This window comes from Cupriavidus sp. DL-D2, from assembly GCF_039710735.1.
Taxonomy (GTDB): Bacteria; Pseudomonadota; Gammaproteobacteria; order Burkholderiales; family Burkholderiaceae; genus Cupriavidus.
On record NZ_JBDKXK010000004.1, the window covers coordinates 60,269 to 75,394 of the forward strand.

14 protein-coding genes are annotated in these 15,126 nt (G+C 63.4%); 8 read left to right on the forward strand and 6 right to left on the reverse strand.

Going from position 1 to position 15,126, the window contains the following annotated elements; genetic code table 11:
- Nucleotides 1-40: 40 nt before the first annotated feature.
- Complete coding sequence (locus tag ABDB81_RS03165) at nt 41-895, forward strand: 3-hydroxybutyryl-CoA dehydrogenase (RefSeq protein ID WP_137926963.1); 855 nt, start codon at nt 41-43, stop codon at nt 893-895.
- A gap of 171 nt (nt 896-1,066) precedes the next feature.
- Here ABDB81_RS03165 and ABDB81_RS03170 read toward each other — a convergent pair whose 3' ends face one another.
- The gene (locus tag ABDB81_RS03170; protein ID WP_137926962.1) at nt 1,067-1,747 is read right to left on the reverse strand and encodes a Crp/Fnr family transcriptional regulator; all 681 of its coding nucleotides are present in this window, start codon (nt 1,745-1,747) and stop codon (nt 1,067-1,069) included.
- Between the two features lie 239 nt (nt 1,748-1,986).
- Here ABDB81_RS03170 and ABDB81_RS03175 point away from each other — a divergent pair, with 239 nt between their 5' ends.
- From ABDB81_RS03175 to ABDB81_RS03205, 7 genes are all read left to right on the forward strand, one after another.
- On the forward strand, nt 1,987-3,951 hold the full coding sequence (locus ABDB81_RS03175; protein WP_346809762.1) for an AMP-binding protein: 1,965 nt from the start codon (nt 1,987-1,989) through the stop codon (nt 3,949-3,951).
- Nucleotides 3,952-3,967: 16 nt separating this feature from the next.
- A complete protein-coding gene (locus ABDB81_RS03180; RefSeq protein WP_346809764.1) occupies nt 3,968-4,915 on the forward strand; it encodes an ABC transporter ATP-binding protein in 948 nt (315 codons plus the stop codon).
- A gap of 28 nt (nt 4,916-4,943) precedes the next feature.
- Nucleotides 4,944-5,858, forward strand: a complete 915-nt coding sequence (locus ABDB81_RS03185) for a branched-chain amino acid ABC transporter permease (protein WP_137926959.1) — start codon at nt 4,944-4,946, stop codon at nt 5,856-5,858.
- Nucleotides 5,859-5,870: 12 nt separating this feature from the next.
- Nucleotides 5,871-6,947 (forward strand): branched-chain amino acid ABC transporter permease, encoded by a 1,077-nt coding sequence (locus ABDB81_RS03190; protein ID WP_137926958.1) that lies wholly within the window; start codon nt 5,871-5,873, stop codon nt 6,945-6,947.
- A gap of 52 nt (nt 6,948-6,999) precedes the next feature.
- The gene (locus ABDB81_RS03195) at nt 7,000-8,334 is read left to right on the forward strand and encodes an ABC transporter substrate-binding protein (protein ID WP_346809767.1); all 1,335 of its coding nucleotides are present in this window, start codon (nt 7,000-7,002) and stop codon (nt 8,332-8,334) included.
- Between the two features lie 156 nt (nt 8,335-8,490).
- Nucleotides 8,491-9,306 carry an ABC transporter ATP-binding protein gene (locus ABDB81_RS03200; protein WP_346809769.1) on the forward strand — a complete coding sequence of 272 codons (816 nt, stop codon included), beginning with the start codon at nt 8,491-8,493 and terminating at the stop codon, nt 9,304-9,306.
- Between the two features lie 47 nt (nt 9,307-9,353).
- Nucleotides 9,354-10,604, forward strand: coding sequence for an AMP-binding protein (locus tag ABDB81_RS03205; protein ID WP_202126642.1), 1,251 nt, complete (start codon nt 9,354-9,356; stop codon nt 10,602-10,604).
- Here the strand turns inward: ABDB81_RS03205 and ABDB81_RS03210 are convergent.
- The 5 genes from ABDB81_RS03210 to ABDB81_RS03230 form a co-directional block, all read right to left on the reverse strand.
- Nucleotides 10,595-11,089: a YbaN family protein gene (locus ABDB81_RS03210; protein WP_237380011.1), complete on the reverse strand. Its 495-nt coding sequence runs from the start codon at nt 11,087-11,089 to the stop codon at nt 10,595-10,597. The genes ABDB81_RS03205 and ABDB81_RS03210 overlap by 10 nt on opposite strands.
- Nucleotides 11,090-11,125: 36 nt before the next feature.
- Entirely contained in the window at nt 11,126-12,103 is a 978-nt protein-coding gene (locus tag ABDB81_RS03215; RefSeq protein ID WP_137926954.1) for a nitronate monooxygenase family protein, read from the reverse strand.
- 279 nt (nt 12,104-12,382) lie between these two features.
- Nucleotides 12,383-13,576 (reverse strand): class I SAM-dependent rRNA methyltransferase, encoded by a 1,194-nt coding sequence (locus ABDB81_RS03220; protein ID WP_137925931.1) that lies wholly within the window; start codon nt 13,574-13,576, stop codon nt 12,383-12,385.
- Nucleotides 13,577-13,580: 4 nt separating this feature from the next.
- Nucleotides 13,581-13,889: a YbeD family protein gene (locus tag ABDB81_RS03225; RefSeq protein WP_137925932.1), complete on the reverse strand. Its 309-nt coding sequence runs from the start codon at nt 13,887-13,889 to the stop codon at nt 13,581-13,583.
- 11 nt (nt 13,890-13,900) lie between these two features.
- Nucleotides 13,901-15,106 (reverse strand): D-alanyl-D-alanine carboxypeptidase family protein, encoded by a 1,206-nt coding sequence (locus tag ABDB81_RS03230; RefSeq protein ID WP_346809772.1) that lies wholly within the window; start codon nt 15,104-15,106, stop codon nt 13,901-13,903.
- Nucleotides 15,107-15,126 lie beyond the last annotated feature (20 nt).

The window sequence follows — 15,126 nt, forward strand, 5'->3', positions numbered from 1 at the left end:
ATGGAATCGATTGATATCTGACAAACAAAGGAAGCGAGACATGGCAATCAGGACAGTGGGTATCGTAGGGGCGGGCACGATGGGCAACGGTATTGCGCAGGCATGCGCGGTGTCCGGCCTCGACGTGGTGATGGTGGATATCAGCGACGCAGCGGTGCAGAAGGGCATCGCGACCGTGGCGGGCAGCCTGGATCGGCTGATCAAGAAGGAAAAGGCCACCGAGGCCGACAAGGCTGCGGCGCTGTCGCGCATCCAGGGCAGCACGGCGTATGAAGATCTGAAGCGCGCCGATATCGTGATCGAGGCCGCTACCGAGAACTATGATCTCAAGGTCAAGATCCTCAAGCAGATCGACAGCATCGTGGGCCCGGACGTGATCATCGCGTCGAACACCTCGTCGATCTCGATCACGAAGCTGGCTGCCGTGACGCAACGCGCCGACCGCTTCATCGGTATGCACTTCTTCAATCCGGTGCCGATGATGGCGCTGGTCGAACTGATCCGCGGCCTGCAAACCAGCGACGCCGCGCACGCCGACGTGGAAGCCTTGTCGAAGCAGCTCGGCAAGTACCCGATCACGGTGAAGAACAGCCCGGGCTTCGTGGTCAACCGCATCCTCTGCCCGATGATCAACGAGGCGTTCTGCGTGCTGGGCGAAGGCCTGGCATCGCCCGAGGAAATCGACGAAGGCATGAAGCTCGGCTGCAACCATCCGATCGGCCCGCTGGCGCTGGCCGACATGATTGGTCTGGATACGATGCTCGCGGTGATGGAGGTGCTGTACACCGAGTTTGCTGATCCGAAGTATCGGCCCGCGATGCTGATGCGCGAGATGGTGGCTGCGGGGTATTTGGGGCGGAAGACGGGACGGGGGGTTTATGTTTATAGCAAGTAAGACCTGACTATCCCACTCGGTTTTCTCCCCTCTCCCGCGAGCGGGAGAGGGGCGGGGGAGAGGGCCAGCAGTTCAAATTGCGACAAGTCGGCAAGCAGAGCCTCTAGCCCTCTCCCCCAACCCCTCTCCCGCAAGGCGGGAGAGGGGAGCTAAACCAGCAGGGGAAAATAATCACTCCCCATACTGCCTTAACCCCTCCAGATCCAGCACCACGATCACCCCGTAGTCCACCCGCACCAGCCCCTGCTGCTCCAGCACCTTCAGTGCCTGATTCGCGCGTTGCCGCGAAATCCCCGCGAGCAGTCCAATCTCTTCCTGCGAAATCTCGATCGTATTGCCCAGGCTCGGATACAGGTGTTCGTTGAACAGCGATGACACCGCGCGTGCCACGCGCGAATCGATATCAAGCAGGCGTTCGTATTCCACGGCCGCGATGAATTGTCCGAGCCGTTCGTTGAACTGCATCAGCAGGAAGCGCGTGAAGGGCAGGCTGGTATCCAGCAACCACTGAAAAGTGTCGCGCGGGACAAAGGCGATGCGTGAGCGGCGCAAGGCCATCACGTCGTATTTGCGGATTTCCGATTTGAGGACGGCGCCTTCGCCGAACCAGCCGCCGGTGGGGACGCCCGTGAAGGTGACCGACTTGCCCGAAGGCGACACCGTGGTGATCTTCACGATGCCTTCGACCACGCCGAGCCAGTGCTCGGCCATTTCACCCTTGTGACAGACGTAGTCGCCTTGTGCGTACTCGCGCACCGTAGTCACGCGTTTGACACGCTCGCGTTGCTCGGGGCTGAGGTCGACCGCCCAGGCGCAGCGGTCGATGAAGTCGTGGCTTGAAGCGGCAGGCATCGGGCTCCCGTAGGGATTAACCCGGAATTGTCGCCGGCGCGACAACCCGGTCAGATGGCATCGGCTATCTTACGATCACACGGAACCGGCCCTGCCAGCAGATCCTCACCAAACAAGGGCAAGGCAAGACTGGCGTGACGCGGTGCGGCAACGACGCGAAACGCCCAGTATAGCGACCGGTCAGGCGGCTTGATACCCGGCATGGCACCTACGCCATCCGCAGGGGAGAGGAGACAGCGATGCAGGAATCGTCGGCAACGACCTTCCCGCGATGGCTGCAGGCGCATGCCTCGCAGCGGCCCGACCATCCGGCCCATCGTGAGAAGGATCTCGGCATCTGGCAGACATACAGCTGGTCGCAGGCTGCGCGTGAAGTGCGTGCGCTGGCGTGCGGGCTGGCCGCGCTCGGCTTTCGGCGTGGCATGAACCTGGCCGTGGTGGGTGACAACCGTCCGCGCCTGTATTGGTCGATGACTGCCGCGCAGGCGCTGGGCGGCGTGCCCGTGCCGCTCTACCAGGACGCCATCGCCAACGAGATGGTGTACGTGCTCGAAGACGCGGAGATCGAATTCGCCATCGTCGAAGATCAGGAGCAGGTGGACAAGCTGCTCGAAGTGGAACCGCAACTGGCGCAGCACGGCCGCGCGGTGCGCTACGTGATCTACGAAGATCCGCGCGGGCTGCGCGACTACGATCATCCGTCGCTGCTTTCGTACGAACGCGTGCAGGAAATTGGCCGCGAGTACGATCAGGCGAACCCCGGCTTCTACGATGCAGCGATTGCGCAGGGCGCGCCCGATGACACCGCGATCATCCTCTATACATCAGGCACCACGGGCAAGCCCAAGGGCGTGTGCCACTCGCATGCGGGCCTGATCGGCGCGGCGCGCAACGGCTGCCAGTTCGATGGACTCGGTCCGAATGACGATGTGCTGTCCTATCTGCCGATGGCGTGGGTGGGCGACAACCTGTTCTCGTATGCGCAGGCGATGGTGGCCGGTTTCACGGTCAACTGTCCTGAATCGCGCGAGACCGTGATGACCGATCTGCGCGAGATCGGCCCGACCTATTACTTCGCCCCGCCGCGCATCTATGAAGGGTTGCTCACGCAAGTGATGATCCGCATGGAAGACGCGGGCTGGATCAAGCGCCGCCTGTTCGGCTGGGCGATGAACGTGGCGCGTCGCTGCGGTGCGGACATCCTCGACAAACGCCCCGTGCCGATGATGGATCGGTTGCGTTATGCGATGGGCGAAGTGCTTGTCTATGGCCCGCTGCGCAACGTGCTCGGCATGAGCCGCATCCGCGTGGGCTACACGGCAGGCGAGGCGATTGGCCCCGACCTGTTCCGCTTCTATCGCTCCATCGGCATCAACCTGAAGCAGTTCTACGGCCAGACCGAGACCTGCGCGTATGTGTGCCTGCAGCCCGATGGCAATGTGAAGTTCGATTCCGTAGGTCCGGCCGCGCCGGGCATGGAGATCCGCATTGCCGACAACGGCGAGGTGCTGGTGCGCGGCGTGGGGTTGCTCAAGTCCTACTACAAGCGCGACGACGCCACGCGCGAGGCCATCAACGACGACGGCTATTTCATGACCGGCGACGCGGGTGTGATCGATGCCGATGGGCATCTGAAAATCATCGATCGCGCCAAGGATGTGGGCAAGCTGGCCGACGGCTCGATGTTCGCGCCCAAGTACATCGAGAACAAGCTCAAGTTCTTTCCGTACGTCAAGGAGGCCGTGGCCTTCGGTACGGATCGCGACCGTGTGTGCGCGTTCATCAATATCGATTTCGATGCGGTAGGCAACTGGGCCGAGCGTCGACACCTGGCCTATGCTGGCTATGTCGATCTGGCCAGTCAGCCCGACGTGATTGCGATGATCGCCGAGTGCGTGGAGCAGGTGAATGCCGACCTGGCGAACGATGCGATGCTGGCGGGTTCGCAGGTGGCGCGCTTCCTGATCCTGCACAAGGAACTGGACCCCGATGACGACGAACTGACGCGGACGCGAAAAGTACGGCGCGGCTTTATTGCCGAGAAGTACGGCGTGCTGGTGGATGCGCTCTTTGCCGGACGCGCCGAGCAGTTCATCGATACGCGCGTGAAGTTCGAGGATGGCCGCGAGGGCAGTGTGTCGGCCACGCTGAAGCTGATGGATGCCAAGCGTTTCCCGCCAGCCGGCGGCGCGCGCGCGGCGTGATGGACGGAGGCAAAGCATGACCGCAACCCCTACAGCGTGGCAGGGTGGCATGGCGCGCGTGGATGCCACGGGCACGATGGTGGCGCCCGGCGGGCTGGCCCATCCCGCACATCCCGAGACTGGCACCGCTGCGCACGACGCGCCGCGCACCGGGGATTCGCATGGCCCCGATGGCACCGCGCATACGCATACGCGTGGCGACGTGATCCTGGATCTGCAGAACATCTCGCTGTCGTTCGGCGGCGTGAAGGCGCTGACCGATATCTCGTTCGATGTCTGCGAGCACGAGATCCGCGCCATCATCGGGCCGAACGGTGCGGGCAAGAGTTCGATGCTGAACGTGATCAACGGCGTGTATCACCCGCAACAGGGCCGCATCGTGTTTCGCGGACAGGAGCGGCGGCAGATGCATCCCACGGCGGCGGCGCGGCAAGGCATTGCGCGCACGTTCCAGAACATCGCGCTGTTCAAGGGCATGACCGTGCTCGACAACATCATGACGGGCCGCAACACGCAGTTCCGCACGGGCGTGTTCGCGCATGCGCTGTGGTGGGGACCGGCGCGCGCAGAGGAAATGCAGCATCGCCGCAAGGTTGAAGAGGTAATCGACTTCCTTGAAATCCAGGCCATCCGCAAGACGCCGGTGGGACGGTTGCCTTACGGCTTGCAGAAGCGCGTGGAGCTGGCGCGTGCGCTGGCGGCGGAGCCGTCGATGCTGCTCCTGGACGAGCCGATGGCCGGCATGAACGTGGAAGAGAAGCAGGACATGTGCCGCTTCATCCTCGACGTGAACCAGCAGTTCGGCACCACCATCGTGCTGATCGAACACGACATGGGCGTGGTCATGGATATCTCCGATCGCGTGGTCGTGCTCGACTACGGCAAGAAGATCGGCGATGGCACGCCGGAAGAGGTCAAGTCGAATCCCGACGTGATCCGCGCCTACCTCGGCACGTCGCACTGAGCGCGACGCTAACACGCAGGAACTGACGATGACGTTCTTCTTCGAAATCCTGATTGGCGGGCTGCTCTCCGGGCTGATGTACTCGCTCGTGGCGCTGGGCTTCGTGCTGATCTACAAGGCGTCCGGCGTGTTCAACTTCGCGCAGGGCGCGATGGTGTACTTCGCCGCACTGGCCGTGGTGGGCCTCATGGACAAGGGCATGCCGATGTGGGCGGCGGTGATTGGCGCGTTCGTGGTCATGATCATCGTGGGCATGACCACCGAACGCTTCGTGCTGCGCAAGCTGGTCAATCAACCGCCCATTACGTTGTTCATGGCGACCATCGGCCTGTCGTTCTTTCTCGAAGGATTGGGACCACTGCTGTTCGGCAATGAAGTCCGCCCGATCCAGTTGGGTATCGTCGATGAACCGATCGAATCGATCCTGACGAACTTCAACATCGTGCTGTCGAAGTTCGACCTCGCCGCCGCAGGGATCGCCGCCGTACTGGTGGCCGGACTCGCGCTGTTCTTCCAGTACACGAAAGTGGGCCGCGCGCTGCGCGCCGTGGCCGACGATCACCAGGCCGCGCTGTCGCTGGGCATTCCGCTGCAGAACATCTGGGCGATTGTCTGGGGCGTGGCCGGCTTTGTTGCACTGGTGGCGGGCATGCTCTGGGGCTCGCGCAACGGCGTGCAGTTTGCGCTGACGCTGACCGCGTTGAAGGCGTTGCCGGTGCTGATCCTCGGTGGCTTCACGTCGGTGCCCGGCGCCATCGTGGGCGGCCTGATCATCGGCGCGTCGGAGAAGCTGGCCGAGATCTACATTCCGCCCGTGTTCCAGTCGATGTTCGGCGGGAACTTCGGTGGGATCGAGGGATGGTTCCCTTATGTGTTTGCGTTGCTGTTTCTGCTCGTCAGGCCCGAGGGGCTTTTCGGGGAGAAGCATATCGATCGCGTCTGACGGAGGCCCATCATGCTCTATCGCGAGTCCGGCCAGTTCAAGACGAGCTACGTTGCCGATAGCCAGATCTTCCCGATCCGGCAGGATCGCATCATCTTCGGATTGCTGATGGTGGTGGCGTTTGTCGTCATCCCGTTCGTCGGCACCGAATACTGGCTCAGTGCCATCCTGATTCCATTCCTGATCTTTTCGCTGGCAGCGCTGGGACTCAACATCCTGACCGGCTACGCCGGGCAACTCTCGCTCGGCACTGCGGCGTTCATGGCTGTGGGTGCGTACGCGGCCTATAACTTTCAGCTACGCATCGAAGGCATTCCGGTGCTGCTGACGTTCATCCTCGCAGGACTCTCTGCAGCTTTGGTGGGTGTGGCCTTCGGGCTACCGTCGCTGCGGATCAAAGGTTTCTATCTCGCCGTGGCCACGCTGGCCGCACAGTTCTTCGTGGTGTGGGCGCTGACCAAGTTTCCCTGGTTCTCGAACAACAGTTCGTCGGGCGTGATCACGGCGCAGCGGCTTGACCTGTTCGGCATGCAGATCGATACGCCGGTGAAGAAGTACCTGTTCGTGCTCGCGCTGGTGACGGTGCTCGCGCTGCTGGCGAAGAACCTCGTGCGCTCGGCAACGGGCCGTGCATGGATGGCCGTGCGCGATATGGACGTGGCGGCGGAAGTCATTGGCATTCCGCTGATGCGCACCAAGCTGCTGGCGTTCGCGGTCAGCTCGTTCTATTGCGGCGTGGCCGGTGCGCTCTATGCGTTCTGCTATCTCGGATCGGTGGAGCCGGATGGCTTCTCGCTGGACCTGTCGTTCCGCATCCTGTTCATGATCATCATCGGCGGCGTGGGCAGCATTCTTGGCTCGTTCCTCGGAGCCGCGTTCATCCTGCTGCTGCCGATCTTCCTCGACAACACGCTCCCCGGTCTGGCGGCGCTGCTGCATCTGCCGTTCACGAACGCCACGGTGTCGCATATCCAGTTGATGGTGTTCGGCGGGCTGATCATCTTCTTCCTGATCGTGGAGCCGCACGGACTGGCACGTTTGTGGCAGATCGCGAAGGAGAAACTCAGACTCTGGCCGTTCCCGCACTAGCCCATAACCGTCGTACCGATAACTACACCCGACCGAGGTGAAGGAGACTGTCATGACCGTATTTCAAAACGTGCAGCGCGCCGCCCTGGTGGTCAGCGTCGCGGCTGCCCTGCTGGCGCCTTCGCTGCCGGCACTTGCGCAGGCCAACGATCAGTTCGTGGCGCTGCCTAGCTATCGCGTCGGGCCGTATGGTGCCAACGGGCAATCGTTCTACGGCGGCTTTGTGGACTACCTGAACTACGTCAACCTCAAGGACAACGGGGTGAATGGCGTGAAGCTGTCTTGGGAAGAGTGCGAGACCGAGTACAACAACGCCAAGGGAGTGGAGTGCTACGAGCGGCTCAAGGCCAAGAACGCCACGAGCAAGGGCACGGCGTATCACACGATGTCCACGGGCATCTCGTACGCACTGGTCGACAAGACTGCTGCAGACAAGGTGCCGCTGGTGATGATGGGCTACGGCCGCACCGACGCCGTGGATGGCTCGGTCTTCCCGTATGCATTCCCGCTCGTCACCACGTACCAGATGCAGGCATCGGCCATCGTCAAGTTCCTGGCGTCGAAGAGCGGCGGGTCGCTGGCCGGCAAGAAGATCGTCTACCTGTATCACGACTCGGCATATGGCAAGGAGCCGATCGTCGCAATGCAGGCCGAGGCGCGCCTGAACAAGTTCAACCTCGTCGAGATTCCGGTGGCCCACCCCGGCAACGAGCAGGGCGCGCAGTGGTTGAAGATCCGTCAGGAGAATCCGGACTACGTGGTGTTCTGGGGCTGGGGGGTGATGAACCAGACCGCGCTGAAGGCCGCGCAGAAGGTGGGTTATCCGCGCGACAAGATGATTGGCTCGTGGTGGGCGGGCTCGGAGGAAGACACCGTGCCGGCGGGTGATGCCGCCAAGGGCTATATGAGCGCGACCTGGAACGTGGCAGGCAAGAACGTGCCGCTGATCGGCGATATCGAGAAGGTCGTGTATGGCGCCGGCAAGGGCAACATGCAGGACAAGAACAAGGTGGGCTCGATCCTCTACAACCGTGGCGTGTCTGCTGCCGTGGTCACCGTGGAAGCCGTACGCGTGGCGCAGGAGAAATTTGGCAAGGGCAAGGTGATGACTGGCGACCAGATGCGCTGGGCGTTCGAGAACCTGAACGTCACGAATGCACGTCTGCAACAGCTCGGCGCCACGGGCCTGCTGCCCGAGATCAAGACGAGTTGCGACAACCACGAGGGATCGGGCAAGGTGAAGATCCAGCAGTGGGACGGCGCGAAGTGGGTGGTGGTCTCCGACTGGATCGAAGGCAACAAGAGCCTGATCCACCCGCTGTTCAAGGCCAACGCCGCGCAGTACGCGAAGGAGAAGGGGATCACGCCGGCTTGTGTGAAGTCGTAAGTCAGTTCCCCTCTCCCGCACGCGGGAGAGGGGTTAGGGGAGAGGGCCAGCAGTCCAAATTGCGAACTGTCTGTGAACGCACCGCCCGCCCTCTCCCCCGCCCCTCTCCCGCCTTGCGGGAGAGGGGAGCAAACACACGCATCGGGACAAAGGAAAATGACCCTCCTCTCCGTCAACAACATCGAAGTCATCTACGATCACGTGATCCTGGTGCTCAAGGGTGTGTCGCTCGATGTGCCTGAGGGACGCATCGTCGCGCTGCTCGGGGCCAACGGCGCGGGCAAGACCACGACGCTCAAGGCGATCTCGAACCTGCTGCATGCCGAGCGCGGCGATGTCACCAAGGGATCGATCGAGTACAAGGGTCAGCGCGTGGACCAGCTCACGCCGAATGACCTCGTCAAGCGTGGCGTGATCCAGGTGATGGAGGGGCGCCACTGCTTCGCGCACCTCAGCATCGAGGAAAACCTGCTGACGGGTGCCTACACGCGTGGTCTCTCGCGCGGCGAGACGCGTGACGAGCTGGAGAAGATCTATGGCTACTTTCCGCGCCTGAAGACCCGGCGTAAATCGCAGGCGGGCTACACCTCGGGTGGCGAACAGCAGATGTGTGCGATTGGCCGCGCGATGATGGCCAAGCCGTCGATGATCCTGCTCGATGAGCCGTCGATGGGCCTGGCGCCGCAGATCGTCGAGGAGATCTTCGAGATCGTGCGCGACCTGAACACGCGTGAGGGCGTCAGCTTCCTGCTGGCCGAACAGAACACGATGGTGGCGCTGCGCCATGCGGACTATGGCTACATCCTTGAGAACGGCCGCGTGGTGATGGATGGCGACGCGGAATCGCTGCGCACCAACGAGGACGTCAAGGAGTTCTACCTCGGCGTGGCTGCCAACGATGCCGAAGGCAGCGTGCGCAAATCGTTCCGCGACGTCAAGAGCTACCGCCGGCGCAAGCGCTGGCTGGCCTGATACCGCTTACCGCTCCACATCCAATTTCGCCAGGGATGGCTGCCATCATGGGTGACTATTTCGATTCGCTGGAAACGCGTGCGCCTGCGGAGCGCGAGGCATCGCTGCTCGCAGCGGTCTCGCGACAGGTGGCGCATGCGCAATCGCACGCGCCGTACTTTGCCGAGATCCTCTGCGATATCGATGCGCGCGAGATCAGCTCGCGCAGTGCATTGGCTGGCCTGCCGGTCACGCGCAAATCCGAACTCACTGCGCGACAGCGTGGTGCGCCGCCGCTGGGCGGACTCAATGCCACGCCGATTGGCGCGTTGAAGCATGTGTTCCAGTCGCCGGGTCCGATCCACGAACCCGATGGTTTCTCCGCGGACTGGTGGCGCACCGCGCGCGCGATGTTCGCAGCGGGATTCCGCGCGGGCGAACTCGTCTACAACACGTTCTCGTATCACTTCACGCCCGCCGGCATGATGATGGAATCGGGTGCGCATCGGCTCGGTTGCTGTGTGTTCCCGGCAGGCGTCGGCCAGACCGAATCGCAGGTCCAGGCGCTGGCCAGTCTGCAGCCCTCGGCCTATGCGGGGACGCCATCGTTCCTGAAACTGCTGATCGAACGCGGCGAGGAGATGGGGCAACCGTGTGCGAGCCTTTCCAAGGCGCTGGTATCGGGCGAAGCCTGCCCGCCGACGCTGCGCGCGTGGTTGCGCGATCACGGCGTCACGGCGCGGCAGATGTACGGCACGGCGGACGTGGGGCTGATCGCGTACGAAACCGAAGGCGGCGATGGCTGGGTAGTCGATGAAGGCGTGCTCGTGGAAATCGTCGAGCCGGGCGGCACGCAGCCGATGCCGGAGGGCGAGGTGGGCGAGGTGGTGGTGACGGTGCTCGGCAACGGCGACTATCCGCTGATCCGCTTCGGCACGGGCGATCTCTCCGCCATCGTCGCCGATTCGTGGGCGCAAGCGAGTCCGTGCGGCCGCACCAATATCCGCCTCAAGGGATGGCTGGGCCGCGCCGACCAGACCACCAAGGTCAAGGGCATGTTCGTGCATCCGGGTCAGGTGGCCGATGTGGTGCGGCGGCATCCCGAGATTCGCGCTGCACGACTCGTCGTCACGGGGACGGTCGGCGCGGACACGATGACACTGCATTGCGATGCCACGCGTCACGACGAAGCCCTCGCACGGGCCGTGGCGGAATCGATGCGCGACGTCTTGCGGCTACGCGGCGAGGTGAATTTTGTTGCGGAGGGATCGCTGCCGCAGGACGGCAAGACGATCGAGGATGCGCGTCGTTACGACTGAGAGGACTGATCGCCAACGCTGGCGGGGACATCCGGTTGCGGATACCCGCCGCGTGGCCGTGTGGGCAGGCGGATCATCCAGATCGAGACCGCAGCGCCGATCGCCAGCAGCGTGAGCGATGACACGGGCCGTGCGCGCAGCAGATACGCCGTGGTGCCCATCGACAGCCACATCATCGAGAGTGCCAGGCACTTGGCGCGCAGCGGAATGCTGCGATGGGCCTGCCAGTCGCGCACGAGCGGCCCGAACCGTTCGTGCGTGATCAGCCAGTTGTGGAATTTCTCGGAACCGCGCGCAAAGCACGCGGCGGCCAGCAGCACGAAAGGCGTGGTCGGCAGCAAGGGCAGGAAGATGCCGATGAAGCCGAGCACAAGGCTGATGACACCGAGCGTGACCCAGAACGCGCGAATCACGCGCTCCCGGTGCGAAAGCGTACCGGGCAGGTCGGCGGGGCCGATCGGTTGGTCTGGGTCGGTGGAAGGCAACGTTGGATGGCGAGGGGCGCAGGGCGCGAAACGCCCTTATGCTACCAGCCCCAGCCGGGCACGTGCCGCATCGTACTCGGCCTTCATGCGCGCCACGATCTCGCCAGCGGTGGGGATATCGCTGATCTGGCCCACGCCCTGGCCGGCGCCCCAGATGTCTTTCCAAGCCTTGGCCTTCGACGCACCGCTCGAAAAATCCATCTTGGTCTTGTCGGCGACGGGCAGGTTTTCTGGATCGAGGCCGGAATTCAGGATGCTCTCGCGGATGTAGTTGCCATGCACGCCCGTGAACAGGTTCGTGTAGACGATGTCCGAGGCGGCGGAGCCGATGATCGACTGCTTGTACTCGGCACTCGCATGGCCTTCCTGCGAGGCGATGAAACGCGTGCCCACGTAGGCGAAATCGGCGCCCATGGCCTGCGCGGCCAGCACGGCGTCACCGGTAGCGATGGAACCCGACAGCGCGATGGGGCCGTCGAAGATCTTGCGCACTTCGCCCACCAGCGCAAACGGCGACAGCGTACCCGCGTGACCCCCGGCACCCGCTGCCACCAGGATCAGCCCATCCACGCCAGCTTCGATGGCCTTCTCGGCATGGCGGATGCTGATCACGTCATGCAGCACGATGCCGCCATAGCTGTGTACCGCGTCGATCATTTCCTTTACCGGCGCACGCAGCGACGTGATGAAAACCGGCACCTTGTGCTCCACGCACAGCCGCACATCCTGCTCCAGCCGCGCGTTCGATGCATGCACGATCTGGTTCACCGCCACCGGCCCCACCGGCTTGCCAGGATTGGCCGCCTTGAATGCGTCCAGTTCTTCCTCGATCTGCGTCAGCCACTCGCCCAGCAACTCGGCCGGCCGCGCATTGAGCGCCGGAAACGAACCGACGATACCGGCCTTGCACTGTGCCAGCACCAGCTCCGGGTAACTGACGATGAACATCGGCGATGCGATGACAGGCAGAGCCAGGTTCTGCAATGCGGCTGGAATATGTTTGGCGCCGGGCATGAAGTCTCCTCGAATGATGGGTACGTTGTCGGTGAACTGAACGATCGTTCGATTATAGGGAGTTTCGGATGGCGTGGCGGCGGGGGCGGGTAGAGGGTGGGGTCTACGTGTCCGAGGGCATCGAGCGCCCAAAAAAAACGCCCCGCTCGTGAGAGACGGGGCCATTACCACGAAGACTGATAAGAAGAGACGGTCAGACACCTGCCAATGCCCAACCGTGAGATGAATCTTAGGTGGTCAATATGACCTCCAGAAGTCAGTTCCGAGGCAGTTTCGGACTCAGACTTTTTCGAGCAGCAGGCCCTTGAGGTATTCGCCTTCGGGGAATGCTGCCGACATCGGATGGTCGGTGCCGGCCGAGAGACGACGCAGGATGCGGGCGTCGGCGCGGGCATCGGTGACGGCGCCGGCCACGATCTTGTGGAACAGCTCCATGCCGATGGCGCCGGAGCACGAGTACGTGAACAGCAGGCCGCCCGGGCGCAGCAGTTGCATGCCGACCAGGTTGATTTCCTTGTAGGCACGCGCGGCGCGGTCGATATGCGCAGCGGAGGGTGCGAACTTGGGCGGGTCCAGCACGATCAGGTCGAACTGGCGGCCTTCGGCGCGGAACTCGCGCAGCATCTTGAACACGTCGGCGTCGAGCCACGTAGCGCGGTCGGCATCGAAGCCGTTCAGCGTTACGTTGTTCGCGGCGGTCTTGAGGGCTTCGCCCGACGAATCGATCGACGTCACCGATGTGGCACCGCCGCGCAGCGCGGCCAGCGAGAAGCCGCCCGTGTAGCAGAAGCAGTTCAGCACCTCGCGGCCTTCGGCCAGGTCGCCCACGAGCTTGCGGTTGTCGCGCTGGTCCACGTAGAAGCCGGTCTTGTGGCCGTTGCGCACGTCCACGTAGTACTTCACGCCGTGCTCGGTCACCGACAGTTCCGGATCGGGCTCGGCACCGGCCAGCACGCCGGTCACGAGTTCCAGGCCCTCGCGCTGGCGCACTGCTGCGTCCGATCGTTCGTAGACGTTCGGGCAGCCGGTTTCGCGGATCAGCGCCTGCACGAGCGCGTCCTTCCACTGCTCCACACCCGCCGAGTTGAACTGGCAGACCAGTTGGCCGCGCTCGCCTTCGCCGTAGTAGTCCACAACGAGTCCGGGAATGCGGTCGGCTTCGCCAAAGATCAGGCGCACGGCACTGGTGTCGCGCACCCACTGCTTGCGATGGGCCACGGCAGCGGCCACGCGGCGCTTGAAGAGCGCGTGGTCCACGGGCTCGTTCTCGTCGAACGTCCACACGCGCACGCGGATCTGCGATTCGGGACTGTAGGCGCCGCGCGCCAGGAAGCGGCCATCGGCGGCCCGGACGACCACGGTCGAACCGGACTCGCAGCGGCCTTCGGTCGAGGCGATACCCGTGGCGTAGATCCACGGATGGCGGCGCAGCAGGGATTTTTCCTTGCCCGGCTTGAGGGTAATGACGTTCATGCGGTTACAGCACCACCTTGACCATCGGGTGCGACGTCAGCGTGCGATACAGCTCGTCGAGCTGCTCGCGGCTGGTGACCCACACGGTCACGGTCAGGCCCAGGTAGTTGCCGTTGCGCGACGGACGCATCTCCATCTTGCCGGCGTGGAAGTTCGGGTCGAATTCCTGGATCAGCGTCACGATGGCTTCGGCAAAGCCGTCCTGCATCGCGCCCATCACCTTGATCGGGAAATCGCTCGGGTATTCGATCAGCGACTGCTCGGGCGGGATATCGCCCGGGATCAGCGGACCGTCTTTCGGATCTGTCGTCATTGAGAGCCTTCTTACTTGCGCTTGAACCAGAGGCGGATCGTATCCCACAGGCGGCCGAAGAAGCCGGCTTCCGGCACTTCTTCCAGCGCCACTACCGGGAACTCGCCCACCTTGTTGTTGCCGTCCATCAGCTTGACCGTGCCTACCTGCTGGCCGGCCGAGATCGGCGCGAGCAGCAGTTCCTGGCGCTCCAGCACCGGCTTCAGGCGGCCGCCCGTGCCCTTGGGCACCGTGACGAACGTCTCGTTGGCCACGCCGATCTTGACCGTGCCGGACTTGCCCTTGTAGATCTCGGGCGTGGCCAGGACCTGGCCCTTGTCGTACAGGCGCAGCGTGTCGAAGAACTGGAAGCCGTAGTTCAGCACCTTCAGGCTTTCCTGCGTACGCACCTGGTCGGACGCCGTGCCGATCATGATCGAGATCAGGCGGCGCTGGCCATTCGGCACATTGGCCAGCGGACGCTGGGCCGACGAGATCAGGCAGTAGCCGGCAGACTTGGTGTGGCCGGTTTTCACGCCATCGACGGTCGGGTCGATGTACAGCAGGCGGTTGCGGTTGGGCTGCTTGATCTTGTTATAGGTGAACTCCTTCTGCGAGTACATCGCGTAGTACTCGGGGAAGTCCTTGATCAGGCGCGTGGTCAGCGTGGCCAGGTCCACGGCCGTGGTGTAGTGCTCCGGGTCGGGCACGCCATCGGTGTTCGTGAAGTGCGTGTTCTTCATGCCCATGCGCTGCGCTTCGCGATTCATCATCGCCACGAAGCCTTCCTCGGAGCCGCCCACGGCTTCGGCCAGCGCCAGCGCGGCGTCGTTGCCCGACTGGACGATCAGGCCCATCAGCAGGTCCTGCACCTTCACCGGCTTGCCAGCCTCGATGAACATGCGCGACTCATCGCTTTTCACCTTCCGCACGATGTCCGTGGGGGTGACGATCTGGTCCAGCGTCAGGCGCTTTTCCTTGAGCGCCTCGAACGCCAGGTAGGCGGTCATGATCTTGGTCAGCGATGCGGGCTCGATGCGCAGATCGGCGTTTTGCGACGCCAGGGCCTGGCCACTGGTCACGTCGAACAGCATCCAGGACTTGGCGGCAACCTGCGGCATCGGCACGCCTTGCGCCATTACGGCGGCGGGGGCGGCGGCAAGCGCGGTGGCGATCGTCGCGGCAATGGCGACCGGGGCAAAGGCGGATGCAAAGTGCGGCGTGGCTCTGTTCAGCATGTGCGGATATCCAACGAAAA